Genomic DNA, 13,157 nt, shown 5'->3' on the forward strand with positions numbered 1-13,157 from the left:
TTTTCAGAAAGGAGAAAAGAAATGAAAAAAGCGGTCCATTCTTGGCGCCGCTTAAAGCTTAAGAAGCTGAATATATTAGTTTAAATCGCTCGCAAACTAGGAGCATGTCTTCTTTAAATTCTAATCCGTACGGTTTGAGTGCTTCTGTGAAAAATGCTTGATGGGCTTTGTACCAATAGTTATAAGAAAGATCGCCTTCGCCTTCTGCTTGGGCAAATGATTCTGGAACCTCATTCATTGGCATGACATCTACATGTGTGATCTCTATGATGGCTTTTGGTTCGTCATGGCTGTCTAAAATGACCGCATATTGTCCTGCCTTTGGAAGCGGCTCCTGTTCCTTTTCGTAAAAAAGATGCCCAGAACATGTCGCTGTTTTTTTCCCTTGCAGAACAAGGTCAAGTAAATGATCTGGGTCTGCTCCAAATGCCCAAGCGGAAACAGATGCGTCAATTGGTGCGCTTTCTGATTTTTCTTTCCAATAAGTTTCCCAAAATAAGGTGCTCTGCTGATTCATCATTCTTCCCCCTTTGTGATGCGTTTATTATACCGCGAAATCAAAGACATGAAAGGATAGTGTCTTTATCCCTACTTAGTACATGTGTCATATGTTTTGAAAATCCGCTTTATATTTGGTGAATATAGGAAGATATAATGAAAAATTTAGAAATTTTAGAATAATCTATTGTATTCTGGTCAAGAAGTCGGTATGGTCAAAGTAAGAATATGGAAGGGGTGTTGTGTATGAAACGCATTTCTCTAACTATTTTGTCCATATGTCTGTTGGTTTTCTCGTTTTTTCTGCCTGTCAGTCAGGTCACTGCAAACGAAACTCATGGGAATAAAGTAGCTGTTGGGAAGGATGGCATGGTGGCTACTGCCCATCCACTCGCATCAGAAGTGGGTGCAGATGTATTAAAGAAAGGTGGAAACGCTGTTGACGCTGCTGTTGCCATCCAGTACGCACTGAATGTGACAGAGCCAATGATGTCTGGAATTGGTGGCGGAGGATTTATGATGGTTTATGATGGGAAGACAAAAGAAACATCCATCATCAATAGTCGAGAAAGAGCACCACAAGGCGCAACACCAGACATGTTTTTAACAAATGAGGGGAAAGTCATCCCGTTTGCTGAGCGATCCACACACGGTAATGCTGTTGGTGTTCCAGGGACTGTGAAAGGTCTTGAGGCGGCATTAGAAAAGTGGGGAACCCGCTCGATGAAGGAATTGATTAAGCCTTCCATTGAGCTTGCAGAGGATGGATTTGAAATCGATTCTGTTCTGGCAAAAGCCATTGATGATCATCAAGGAAAATTGAAAAAAACGGCCGCAGCGCCAATCTTTCTTCCAGATGATCAGCCGCTCAAAGAAGGAGACCTCCTAGTTCAGCCAGGTCTTGCAAAAACATTTAAGCTCATTGCGAAAAAAGGAAGCAAAGCATTTTATGAAGGAAAAGTAGCAAAGGCACTTGCAAATACAGTCCAGGATTTTGGCGGGACGATGACAACTGATGACATTGGTCGTTATGAGGTCGAGACTGACAAGCCTATCTGGGGAGACTATAAAGGATACCAGCTTGCAAGTATGCCTCCACCAAGCTCAGGCGGGGTGTTTATGCTGCAAATTCTCAAAATACTTGACCACTTTAACCTATCTCAATATGACCTCAAATCATTTGAAAAATATCAGCTACTTGCTGAAACGATGCATCTCTCCTATGCTGACCGTGCTGCATATGCCGGCGACCCCGAGTTCGTAGATGTTCCACTAAAAGGACTATTAGACGATGATTACATTTCAGAAAGAGCCTCTCTTATTCAATTAGATCAAAAGAATCGTAACCCGAAAGAAGGAGATCCGTGGGCGTATGAGGATGAAAAAAATCCATCTCCTATTGTTCCACAGCCTGAAGATAAAACCATTGGTGAGACCACACATTTTACTGTTGCCGATCAGTGGGGAAATGTTGTGTCATTCACGACAACCATTGAACAGTTATTTGGTACAGGGATTCTCGTCCCGGAATATGGTTTCTTCTTAAACAATGAACTAACAGATTTTGATGCAAGACCAGGCGGAGCAAATGAAGTTCAGCCGAATAAACGACCATTGTCTAGTATGACACCGACCATCATTTTTAAAGATAATGAGCCTGTCATGACAGTAGGTTCACCGGGAGGAACGACCATTATTGCTTCTGTTTCACAAACCATTTTGAATTTGCTTGAATATGAGATGGAGCTTCAGGATGCAGTTGAAGAACCAAGAATTTACACAAACAGCCCAACTTCTTATCGTTATGAAGTAGGTGTCCCTCTCGATGTGAGAACAAAGCTTAATGACATGGGACATCGTTTCGGCAATTCGCCTATTGATATAGGAAATGTCCAAGCGCTACTCATTGATCGAAAAGCAGGAACCTTTACTGGAGTGGCTGACTCCTCGAGAAACGGAACTGCCGTTGGCGTCAATTTAAAGCTCTCTGCCCAATAAGAACATTTCCCGGGAAAAGAAGCGCCTCTTGAGGATGGCGTTTCTTTTTTTATTTAAATAAATGAAACATAGCTGATCAGAGAGCGGAAGACGCTTCGCTATTTATGAAGTACAGGACTGTATGTATTTCGATGGCTAAGGGCCTTTTTTCCGTATGAATGATAATGTTGTTGCTGACATCAAAGAGCAAGTACTGAGTGATTAGAGAGAGGAAGTCACATTTAATAAGAAGTAGAGCAGAGTTGATGAAAGATGCAGAAGACTGCCTCTTTTTTTATAAAATTTTCCCTAGGAACATTGACTTATAATTTAGAATATTATAATATCTTTACAAAGGTAACAACATTGAACATTTTTCAGGATGCATATTTGTAAGCGCTTTATAAAAGGTTCTATTCCAAAATGTTCTTTTTTTTGTTACATGTGTTCATATTTATACCAAATGAAAGGAGTGGTTGTTTGAACAACTTGTTTGAGTTAGATGAACAACTGATCAAGCTGCAGTACGATGCATCTTCAAGAGAGGAGGTGACCACATATTTAGCAGAGCGATTAGAGGCGGGAGGATATATTAAGTCAAGCTTTTTACCAGCTGTGCTTGAAAGAGAAAAAACATATCCTACGGGCCTTCCACTTGCGACCTTTGGGGTAGCAATTCCACATACAGATCCTGAGCATGTGAACAAACCGGCGATTAGTGTAGCCACTTTAAAGGAACCTGTCATCTTTCACAAGATGGGGAGCCCTGATGAAACTGTGCTAGCTAAAATTGTGTTCGTCCTAGCAATCTCTGAACCTAGTAAGCAGCTTGTGATGTTAGAGAAGCTCATGACACTTTTTAGAAAAGAAGAGGTGATGACGAAGCTGTCTGATATGACGTCGTATGAAGAAGCGGTTGCTGTGCTTCAGAAAGAATTAAACCAATAGCCTTTCACAAAATAATGTAAGCGCTTTATCTGAAAAATCCAGGAGGTGGATGTATGATCAAGCAAGCTGTCGATTTTATATTAGACCTTGGACCAACTATTATGCTCCCGATTATTATGACGCTTTTCGGTATGATTTTAAGGCAAGGCTTTAAGAAATCCTTCCGAGCCGGTATTACGATCGGAATAGGGTTTGTCGGTGTCAACCTTGTCATTAATTTGCTTGTGAGCGGCCTTGGGCCAGCAGCAAAAGCCATGGTTAATTCCCTTGGCCTAAAGCTCGATATTTTGGATGTTGGATGGCCGATTGGAGCGGCTATATCCTTCGGTACACCTGTTGCCCCTTTGATGATTCCTCTTGTGCTTTTGTTAAATGTCATCTTATTGTCCGTTAACTTTACAAAAACACTGAATGTGGATATTTGGAACTTCTGGCATTTGATTTTCGCAGCCTCTGTGACTTACTACGCTTATCATAATATGTTCTTGGCACTTGCTGTTGGTTTGATCGTCTCTGCTATCACGCTTAAATTAGCTGATTGGACGGCACCGACAATCGAACACCATTTTGGATTGAAAGGCGTATCGATGGCTCATGCTGAAACGGTCAACTTCGCACCGCTTATGTATGCGTCCAACCGTATCATTGACAAGATCCCTGGCTTAAACAAAATTCATGCTGATCCAGAAACATTGAAGAAACGTTTTGGTATTTTTGGCGAACCGCTTGTGATGGGTCTCATACTTGGTATCATTATTGGTCTTTTAGGCGGCTATGATGCGAAAGGCGTCATGACGCTTGGTATTCAAATGGCAGCAGTTCTTGTCCTAATGCCAAGAATGGTTGCGTTATTAATGGAAGGTCTTATTCCAATCTCTGAAGGCGCTCGTTCTTATATTCAAAAGCGCTTCCCTGGGAAAAATGTCTATATTGGTTTAGATACAGCGATTGTGATTGGTCATCCGGCGAATATGGCGGTAGCCCTTCTTATGGTGCCGATTACGATTCTACTTGCAGTCGTTCTCCCTTACAATGGCATGCTGCCGTTTGCTGACTTATCAGTTCTACCATTTACAGTTGTATGGGCAGTAGCAGCCGCTCGTGGAAACATTATTCGTGGTCTTATTAACAGTATTTTTACATTAATGATTGTCTTCTTTATCGCAACGAATCTCGCACCGCTTGCGACAACAATGGGGAAAGCAGTCGGGTTTGACTTCCCAGAAGGAGCCAATATGATTTCAGGTATTGACCTTGGTTCCCACGTCATTCCTTGGATCATGGTGAGACTTCTTGATCCGAGCAACCCGTACTTTATTGCAGCCATCATCTGTGCTCTGGCTTATGCGCTCCTATGGTACTGGGTGCGAAATGATATTAGAAAGCAGTATGCGAAAGAAATGGGCTTAGATCAGAAAGATCAATAAAAGAGCTGGAGGGATTCTTATGGCAAAGAAAATATTGGTTTCATGCGGAACAGCGGTTGCAACATCAACGGTTGTTGCCAAAAAGGTCGAAGAGACGTTAAAGGAAAAAGGATATGATGTCGTGGTGGAACAGTGCAAGGCATCTGAAGTCCCGCAAAAAGCGGAAGGCGCCGATTTAATCGTAACGACAACACCAGTGAGTGATACGAAAGGAACGCCTGTGATTCAAACATTATCCTTTTTAACTGGATTTGGCATTGAAGATGATATTGAAAAAATCATCGATCATATTAAGTAAACAATCATTCTATGGAGGAGCTTTGCTTTCCCGGCTCCTTCTATGTATCTGAAAGGAGGACGTCTCATGCAGCATCATGCTTATAGCCGAACGTCTGCAGTGTTGTCTATTTTTCTTCCAGCCATACTCATCTGTCTGTTTTTTCTTTGGTCTCTTTATACGTTAATGTCAGCAGGGCCTGAACCGTTAGCTGTGTTAGGCGTTTATACGCTGCCTATCCTCATGCTTTCTAGCATCACTGGGCTGAACCAGCCGACAAACGTCATCATTAGTGAAGATAAACTCAAAATCGGAGCGTTTGGCAGATGGCACACATATGCGGTCTCTGATATTAAAGGAAAGCTTTTTATCAAGCCATACCCTCATATCGGAAAAGTCTATGTCAGGGTGGGCCCATCTCGCATATTCGGAGGACGTTACTGGATATCCAGTGAGATGAGTGAGTACAAGCAGCTTGTGCAAACGTTGCAGGATTTTGCGAAAGGTGATGAAAAGGAGGATGCAGCTACATGAAATCAGCTGTCTTTTATTCTTCAGAGGACATTCGGTATGAGGAGCGGAACCGGCCTGCGATTGGTGATGATGAAGTGCTATTAAGAATGCGTGCCTGCGGCTTATGCGGCACAGATATTTACAAAGCAACACATGAGACGGTACCTCATGGAACGGTACTAGGGCACGAAATCGCTGGAGATGTTGTTGAAACTGGAAAGCTTGTGACAAATATAAAAACGGGAGACAGGGTTTATGTTGCGCATCATGTACCTTGCTTCACCTGTGACTTTTGTCAAAAGGGATTTTATACAATGTGTCCGCAGTTTGCAGCCACTAATGTAGAGCCAGGCGGGTTTTCAGAGTATATCCGCGTCCCTGCATTACATGTCAAGCACACAATGGGCAAGCTCCCGAATGACGTCTCATATGAGCAAGGGGCGATGGTGGAGCCAGTCGCCTGCTGCCTGCACGGTTTTGAACGAGCACCTGTTCATCCAGGAGATTCTGTACTGATCCTTGGAGCGGGGCAAATTGGCTGCATTCAACTACAGCTTGCCAAACATTACTTGGCTGGGAAAGTGATGATAACGGATGTGAATGAGAACCGGCTGCTGCAAGCGAGAAATTTAGGTGCAGACGTCGCTTTTCATCCAGCCTCTGAGCCGGTGGAAGACCGGGTCATGAGAGAAACAAATGGAAAGGGAGCAGACCTCGTCATTATTTCTGTTGGGAGTAGTGCGCTTTTAAAAGAAGCATTTCAATCGGTAGCGAGAGGCGGAACGATTTTAGTGTTTGCTCATTTTCCAAAGGGAGACGTCTCCATTCCGGCTGATCGATTTTTCCATGATGAAGTGAAAGTAGTAGGAGCCTATTCCTCACATCCTTATCACTACCTCGAAGCCCTTGAACTTCTAAGAGCAAAAGTGGTCAACACAGAAAAGATGGTGACGCATCGTTATCCGTTAAGTCAGCTCCTTCAGGCGATAGAATGCGCAAGGCACCCTGAAGGTGAGAGTGTCAAAATCATGATGTACCCAGATGAATGAGAACCTAGGAGATTGGAAGAGAAAGAGAAGTTCTTTAGAAAAGGGCTTTGCCTTTCTCTTTTTTTCTGATAAAAGATGAAAACGCTTAAAAATGAAAGAGAAATACTTGACTTCAAAGATACTTAAACGTATGATAATTACAAATGTAACATATAAGAACAAATGTAAAGGGGAGAGAAGAAATGCAAAAACAAATCACTTTGCCTGAACAGATTAGTCATGAGAGATTAGCAGATTTATATAAACAAATGTGGTTAGTGAGATATTTTGATGAAAAGGTCGATCAATTCTTTGCCAAAGGACTTATCCATGGAACCACTCATTTATGTGTCGGACAGGAAGCGTCAGCTGTTGGATCAATTGCCGTATTAAAGGACGAAGATAAGATCGTCAGCACGCACCGTGGACATGGTCACTGTATTGCAAAAGGTGCAGAGGTCAATAAGATGATGGCAGAACTATTCGGACGTGAGACTGGCTATTGCAAAGGAAAAGGCGGCTCGATGCATATCGCTGATTTAGAAAAAGGGAACCTTGGCGCAAATGGAATCGTTGGCGGCGGTATCCCGCTGGCAACAGGTGCAGCGCTCACATCTAAAATGAAACAGGAAGGCTATGTCGTTCTTTGTTTCTTCGGAGATGGAGCGACAAATGAAGGCAGCTTTCACGAAGCGCTAAATCTTGCATCCATTTGGGATCTGCCTGTTGTATTCATTTGTGAAAACAATCAGTACGGCATGTCTGGCCCTGTAAAAGAAATGATCAACATTGAAGACATTTCAACAAGAGCAGAAAGCTACGGAATACCTGGGAAATCGATTGATGGAAATGACATGGTCGAGATTATGAACTCAGTAGATGAAGCAGTCAGCCGCGCAAGAGCTGGAGAAGGTCCATCACTTATTGAAATGAAAACGTATCGCTGGAAGGGTCATTCTAAGAGTGATGCGAAAAAATACCGTACACGTGAAGAAGAAACAGAGTGGAGACAAAAAGACGGAATCAAGCGCTTTAAGTCTCTCTTGATTGAACTGAATGTTTTGACAGAAGAGCAGGCAGCGGCCTTGCAGGAAGAAGCGAAGCAGGAAATTGAAGCGTCTGTAGAATTCGCTAAAAACAGTAAAGAACCGTCAATCGATACACTATTAGAGGATGTATACGCCTAATTAGGAGGGGAATCACGTGACAAAAACAACAGTGAGAGAGATTTCATATTTAGAAGCCGTTCGAGAGGCTATGAGTCAGGAAATGAGAGAGAACCAAGATGTATTCATTTTAGGTGAGGATATCGGCGTATATGGCGGTGCTTTTGGGGTCACGCGCGGCATGATTGAAGAGTTCGGTCCGGAGCGCGTACGCAATACACCAATCTCTGAGGCTGCCATCGCAGGAGGTGCAGTCGGAGCGGCTTTGACAGGTATGCGTCCGATTTTAGAGCTTCAATTCTCTGACTTTATTACAATCGCAATGGATCAGCTTGTAAACCAAGCAGCCAAAACACGATACATGTTTGGCGGAAAAGGAAAAGTACCACTCGTTGTGAGAACACCAGCAGGATCAGGAACGGGTGCCGCAGCGCAGCATTCACAAAGCTTAGAAGCGTGGATGGCTCATATTCCGGGATTAAAGGTAGTTCAGCCTTCAACAGCTTATGATGCCAAAGGACTTTTAAAGGCAGCAATGGATGATGACAACCCTGTCATTTTCTACGAGCACAAGCTTTTATATAAAACAATCGGCGAAGTGCCTGAAGAGCCTTATTCGATTCCTTTAGGGAAAGCTGATGTGAAAAGAAGCGGGAAAGACGTCACAATTGTAGCAACAGCGATTATGGTACACAAAGCATTAGAAGCGGCGAAGGAACTAGAAGCAGAGGGAATCGATGTTGAAATCATTGACCCAAGAACACTTGTCCCATTAGATGAAGAAACCATTATCGAATCTGTGAAGAAAACAGGTAAATGTATCGTGGTTCATGAGGCTGTCAAACGAGGAGGCTACGGTGGAGAGATTGCAAGTATGATAGCGGAAAGTGAAGCGTTTGACTATTTAGATGCGCCGATTAAACGACTTGGCGGCCTTGCAGTCCCAATACCATACAACCCGACGCTGGAAAAAGCGGTCATTCCACAAGTGCCAGATATTATTGAAGCAGCAAAAGAGCTTGTACGCTCTTAAATAAAGGGGAGAAGATCATGCCAAAAGAGATATTTATGCCGAAGCTAAGCAGTACGATGGAGATCGGAACCTTGCTTCAATGGTTGAAAGAAGAAGGAGATTCGGTTGAAATCGGTGAGCCTCTTTTTGAAATTATGACAGACAAGATCAACATCGAGGTGGAAGCCTATGATGACGGCATTTTTCTAAAGAAATACTACGAAGCTGATGATCAAATTCCAGTCAATGCTGTCATTGGATATATCGGAGAGGCAAATGAACAGGTGCCAAGCGAGCCGCCAGCACAGGCAGATGAGGATTCCTCAGAAAGCAGCGAATCGTCTTCACCAGACTCGTCTTCATCCAGTTCTACTGAAGCCCCAAAAACATCTGGTGAAAAAGTACGTGCCACGCCCGCAGCGAGAAAAACGGCAAAGGATCATCATGTGGCGATTCAAGAGGTATCTGGCACAGGGCCAAAAGGCAGAGTCCAAAAGCGGGACGTCGAGGCAGTCGTTCATTCTAGCGAGAAAGACCAGCGCGTCTCACCACTTGCAGAAAAAGTCGCTGCTCGTGAAGGAATCGATTTAGCAGCAGTTTCTGGATCTGGCGCTCACGGTAAGATCATGAAGAGTGACGTACAAGCAGCAACGCAAACAAAAGAGGCTTCGCCTGTGAAAACACAAAAATTAGCTGGCATGAGAAAAGTGATTGCTGATCGCATGTCACAAAGTGCCTTTACAGCACCGCACGTCACATTAACAAGTGAAATTGATATGACGAAAGCGAAAGAAGTGCGTCAGCAGTTACTTCCGGCGATTGAAAAAGAGACAGGCTACCGGCTGTCGTTCACAGAAATCATCATTCATGCGGTCAGCCATGTACTCACGCGCCACCCGCAGATCAATATGACATTTGAACAAAATGAGCTCCATTTCCATGAAGATGTACACATTGGTCTCGCTGTTGCAGTGAAAGACGGCTTGATGGTACCAGTCATTTCTCATGCGAATCAAAAAGGATTAAAACAACTAACAAAAGAAGCGAAAGAAATTGGCCGAAACGCACGTGATCAAAAACTACTTCCTGACCAGCTGAAAGGATCCACTTTTACGATTAGTAACTTAGGCATGTATGCCATTGATACCTTTACCCCGATCATTAATCAGCCAGAAGTGGCGATTTTAGGTGTAGGACGGATTCAAGATAAACCTGTTGCAGTAGATGGAGAAATTCAGGTGCGGCCAATGATGGGTGTCAGTTTATCGTTTGATCACCGAGTAGTAGATGGCGCACCAGCGGCTGCCTTTTTAACAGACCTTAAAAAAGTGCTTGAACAACCATTTGAATTGCTAATGTAGGAGATGAATCGGATGACGAAAACGTATGATCTGACAGTCATTGGCGGAGGGCCTGGCGGGTATACTGCCGCCCTTCAAGCGGCTGAGCGCGGACGGAAGGTTGCTTTGATTGAGGAGGATTTTCTAGGCGGTACTTGTTTAAATCGAGGCTGTATCCCTTCAAAAACCCTGCTGAAACATGCAGAAGTCATTGAATCAATCGAGAAGGCGAAAAGCTGGGGAATCGAAACAGGTGACATGATTCTTTCCTTCGATAAAATGAGAAAGCGCAAAGATGAAGTCATTGAAAAGCTCAGAGGTGGAATCGCCTTTTTATTAAAGCAAGGAAAGATTGATGTATATAACGGCAGAGGCACAGCGGTGACAAAGCACCGGATTGAGATTGAAAAACAAGATGGATCAGAATCGATTGAAACGAAAGAGTTAATCATTGCTACTGGATCTACACCAGCTATTCCGCCAATACCGGGGCTTAAAGATATTTCATTTGATACAAGTGATACAATCTTTGACATCCCAGATATTCCTGCTTCTGTCGTCATTATTGGCGGAGGCGTCATTGGTCTTGAGCTTGCTTGTATCTTCCAAAGTCTTCAATCAAAAGTCACCATTATTGAAGCGGCACCGTCCATTATCCCGCAAGAGGATGAAGAAGCATCTAAGCTGCTAGAAAGAGAACTCAAGAAAAAGGGCATCCATATCGCGAAGAAAACCACTGTGACAGAGGTGACGGAAAGCGAAGGAGTCAAAGCGGTTCATGCAACAGATGATAAAGGGGAGACGCACATCTTTACAGCGGAAAGACTGCTTGTCTGCGTTGGAAGAAGACCGAATGTATCAGCTGTTAACCAGCTTGATCTTCAGCATGATGGTCCGTTTATCAAGGTGAATGATCGGATGCAGACAAGTGCTGAAGGTGTATACGCAGTTGGGGATGTCGCCGGCGGTTATCAGCTGGCTCATGCGGCGATGGCAGAGGCTGCTGTTGCGGTCAGCAATATTTGCGGCGTGCCTGAAAAAATGAATGCTGATATTATGCCTAGATGTATTTATACATTACCAGAGGTGGCAAGTGTTGGTCTTACGGAGAAAGAGGCAAAAGCCAAAGGGCTCAGCGTACAAACTGAACGATTTGATTTAGCGGCAAGCGGTAAAGCGTTAGCAGCAGGTGTTCAAACAGGCTTTATTAAATTGGTGTACGATACAGCATATGGTGAAGTGATCGGTGCAACGATGGTTGGTCCGCATGTCACAGAAATGATTTCAGAAGCTTCTTCCTTTATGTATTTAGAAGGAACAGCAGAAGAGATGGCGAAAATGATTCATCCGCATCCGACCATCTCAGAAGGTTTTTATGAAGCAGCTCTTGATATCGTGAGTAAGCTGAGAAAATAAATGCCAAACAAGGGATAGGGAGGAGATGCATGTGCACGTCCAGCTTCATCAGAAAGCGGCACTTGTGACAGGTAGCACAGATGGATTTGGAGAAGCCATCTGCCTGGCTTTAGCCCAGGCAGGTGCACATGTTTTTTTACACACATTTCATGATGAATCAAAGGCTAGAACCATTTGTGAAGACATTCAAAAAATGGGCGGTCAGGCGAGTATCATCATGAACCCGCTAGAAACGCCGCGTGATGCCACGCGTATGCTGAGGCAAGTGATCGATACGTGCGGGAAACTGGATATTTTGGTCAATCAAGCAGCGCAAGGAGCTGAGGCGGAGCTTGATGCCGCTCACCCTAATGAGTGGATGGACGAAGTGGAAACAGCTGTGAATACTGTCTTTCTTTCCAGTCAAGCTGCCGTATGGCACATGGTTGACCAGAAAAAAGGCTGCATTATTAATATATCGTCATCAGGCAGTATCACAGGTGATGGCGGGATTTCACATGCGACATCGAATTCCATGCTGAATGCCATGACAAAAGGGCTGGCGCGAGAATTTAAAGACAAAGGCATTCGGGTGCTCGCCTTATTGCCGCCCCCTCTCCATTTGATTCCTAATGCAGAGCAAATCAAGGAGACTGTGGCCCATATGACGGTCTTTTTAAGTACATCATATGGCGCATTTACTGATGGTGCAGCGATTATGCTTGATGGGGGTGAGAGTGCTGGCTAATGATCAAAAACCGGTTCTCATCGTTGGTGGTGCCCAAGGGATTGGAAAGGAAATTGCCGAGCGTTTTTTAAAAGAAGGGCACAGAGTGGCTGTGTCTGATATAGATGAACAAGGACTTTCACTTTTAAAAAAACAGCACTCTGAGCTGCTGACATTTCAAGCTGACGTTTCATCGTGGGAAAGTGTTCAGCAGATGATTTCAGCAGCTGAAAGGGAGCTAGGCGGCATTGCTCATCTTGTGTATTCAGCAGGGATGACAAAATCACTTCCTTTTTTAGAAGTCGATTTTTTACTTTGGAAAAAGACACTGGCTGTGAACTTGTATGGTCTTTACTATTGCATCAAAGCGTCAGCACCTTATATATGTGAGCGGCAAGAAGGAAGCATTGTCGTGATTGGATCAGGATCTGCTATCACTGGCTCAGGCGGTGGAATTCAGTATTACGCCTCAAAAGCAGGTGCTTTTGGCCTGATGCGTTCGCTTGTAAAGGAATTAGGGGCACACCATGTGCGTATCAATGTGATTGCACCCCGCGTGATTGAATCTCAAATGCTTGATACGCTCTATCCTACTGAGGTGGAGAAAAGGCAGCTACAATCGCTCATTCCTGTCGGGAGATTAGGAAGACCAGAGGATATCGCAGGACTCACTTTATTTCTTACAAGTGAAGAGGGAAGCTACTTGCACGGACAAATTATCCTGTTAGACGGCGGGAGAACGTATCAGCCAAAATATACGGAGGGAAAAAGAGCGGAGAGGTAATCGCTCTTTTTGTCATTTTCATAACAATTGTGCCAATTAGAAACGAATGTTTGGTATACTGGGAA

At 43.9% G+C, this 13,157-nt stretch carries 13 protein-coding genes; 12 read left to right on the forward strand and 1 reads right to left on the reverse strand.

Annotated elements, in window-relative coordinates; all coding sequences use genetic code 11:
- Nucleotides 1-58: 58 nt before the first annotated feature.
- Complete coding sequence (locus NSQ36_RS06080; RefSeq protein ID WP_050945220.1) at nucleotides 59-517, reverse strand: ASCH domain-containing protein; 459 nt, start codon at nucleotides 515-517, stop codon at nucleotides 59-61.
- 227 nt (nucleotides 518-744) lie between these two features.
- On the opposite strand from NSQ36_RS06080, the gene ggt reads away from it, so the two are divergent.
- From ggt to NSQ36_RS06140, 12 genes are all read left to right on the forward strand, one after another.
- Complete coding sequence (gene ggt / locus NSQ36_RS06085; protein WP_339207026.1) at nucleotides 745-2,496, forward strand: gamma-glutamyltransferase; 1,752 nt, start codon at nucleotides 745-747, stop codon at nucleotides 2,494-2,496.
- A 459-nt stretch (nucleotides 2,497-2,955) separates the two neighbouring features.
- Nucleotides 2,956-3,423, forward strand: coding sequence for a PTS sugar transporter subunit IIA (locus tag NSQ36_RS06090; RefSeq protein ID WP_106029849.1), 468 nt, complete (start codon nucleotides 2,956-2,958; stop codon nucleotides 3,421-3,423).
- A gap of 53 nt (nucleotides 3,424-3,476) precedes the next feature.
- Nucleotides 3,477-4,850, forward strand: coding sequence for a PTS transporter subunit IIC (locus NSQ36_RS06095; RefSeq protein ID WP_003210771.1), 1,374 nt, complete (start codon nucleotides 3,477-3,479; stop codon nucleotides 4,848-4,850).
- Between the two features lie 19 nt (nucleotides 4,851-4,869).
- A complete protein-coding gene (locus NSQ36_RS06100) occupies nucleotides 4,870-5,148 on the forward strand; it encodes a PTS sugar transporter subunit IIB (protein WP_003212259.1) in 279 nt (92 codons plus the stop codon).
- Between the two features lie 66 nt (nucleotides 5,149-5,214).
- Complete coding sequence (locus tag NSQ36_RS06105; RefSeq protein ID WP_268458812.1) at nucleotides 5,215-5,661, forward strand: hypothetical protein; 447 nt, start codon at nucleotides 5,215-5,217, stop codon at nucleotides 5,659-5,661.
- Nucleotides 5,658-6,689, forward strand: coding sequence for an alcohol dehydrogenase catalytic domain-containing protein (locus NSQ36_RS06110; protein WP_339207029.1), 1,032 nt, complete (start codon nucleotides 5,658-5,660; stop codon nucleotides 6,687-6,689). Before NSQ36_RS06105 ends, NSQ36_RS06110 begins: the two co-directional genes overlap by 4 nt.
- A gap of 182 nt (nucleotides 6,690-6,871) precedes the next feature.
- Nucleotides 6,872-7,855, forward strand: coding sequence for a pyruvate dehydrogenase (acetyl-transferring) E1 component subunit alpha (gene pdhA, locus NSQ36_RS06115; protein ID WP_003211858.1), 984 nt, complete (start codon nucleotides 6,872-6,874; stop codon nucleotides 7,853-7,855).
- Between the two features lie 31 nt (nucleotides 7,856-7,886).
- On the forward strand, nucleotides 7,887-8,867 hold the full coding sequence (locus NSQ36_RS06120) for an alpha-ketoacid dehydrogenase subunit beta (protein WP_034620051.1): 981 nt from the start codon (nucleotides 7,887-7,889) through the stop codon (nucleotides 8,865-8,867).
- 17 nt (nucleotides 8,868-8,884) lie between these two features.
- Nucleotides 8,885-10,207, forward strand: a complete 1,323-nt coding sequence (locus NSQ36_RS06125) for a dihydrolipoamide acetyltransferase family protein (RefSeq protein WP_106032377.1) — start codon at nucleotides 8,885-8,887, stop codon at nucleotides 10,205-10,207.
- Between the two features lie 12 nt (nucleotides 10,208-10,219).
- A complete protein-coding gene (lpdA, locus tag NSQ36_RS06130; RefSeq protein ID WP_284906264.1) occupies nucleotides 10,220-11,602 on the forward strand; it encodes a dihydrolipoyl dehydrogenase in 1,383 nt (460 codons plus the stop codon).
- A 25-nt stretch (nucleotides 11,603-11,627) separates the two neighbouring features.
- Nucleotides 11,628-12,329, forward strand: a complete 702-nt coding sequence (locus NSQ36_RS06135; RefSeq protein ID WP_233421732.1) for an SDR family NAD(P)-dependent oxidoreductase — start codon at nucleotides 11,628-11,630, stop codon at nucleotides 12,327-12,329.
- Entirely contained in the window at nucleotides 12,307-13,092 is a 786-nt protein-coding gene (locus NSQ36_RS06140) for an SDR family oxidoreductase (RefSeq protein WP_339207324.1), read from the forward strand. The genes NSQ36_RS06135 and NSQ36_RS06140 overlap by 23 nt, the downstream gene beginning before the upstream one ends.
- The last annotated feature ends 65 nt before the right edge of the window (nucleotides 13,093-13,157 follow it).

The sequence above is a fragment of the Bacillus sp. FSL W8-1143 genome, from assembly GCF_037965155.1.
In the GTDB taxonomy this organism is placed as follows: Bacteria; Bacillota; Bacilli; order Bacillales; family Bacillaceae; genus Bacillus; species Bacillus pumilus.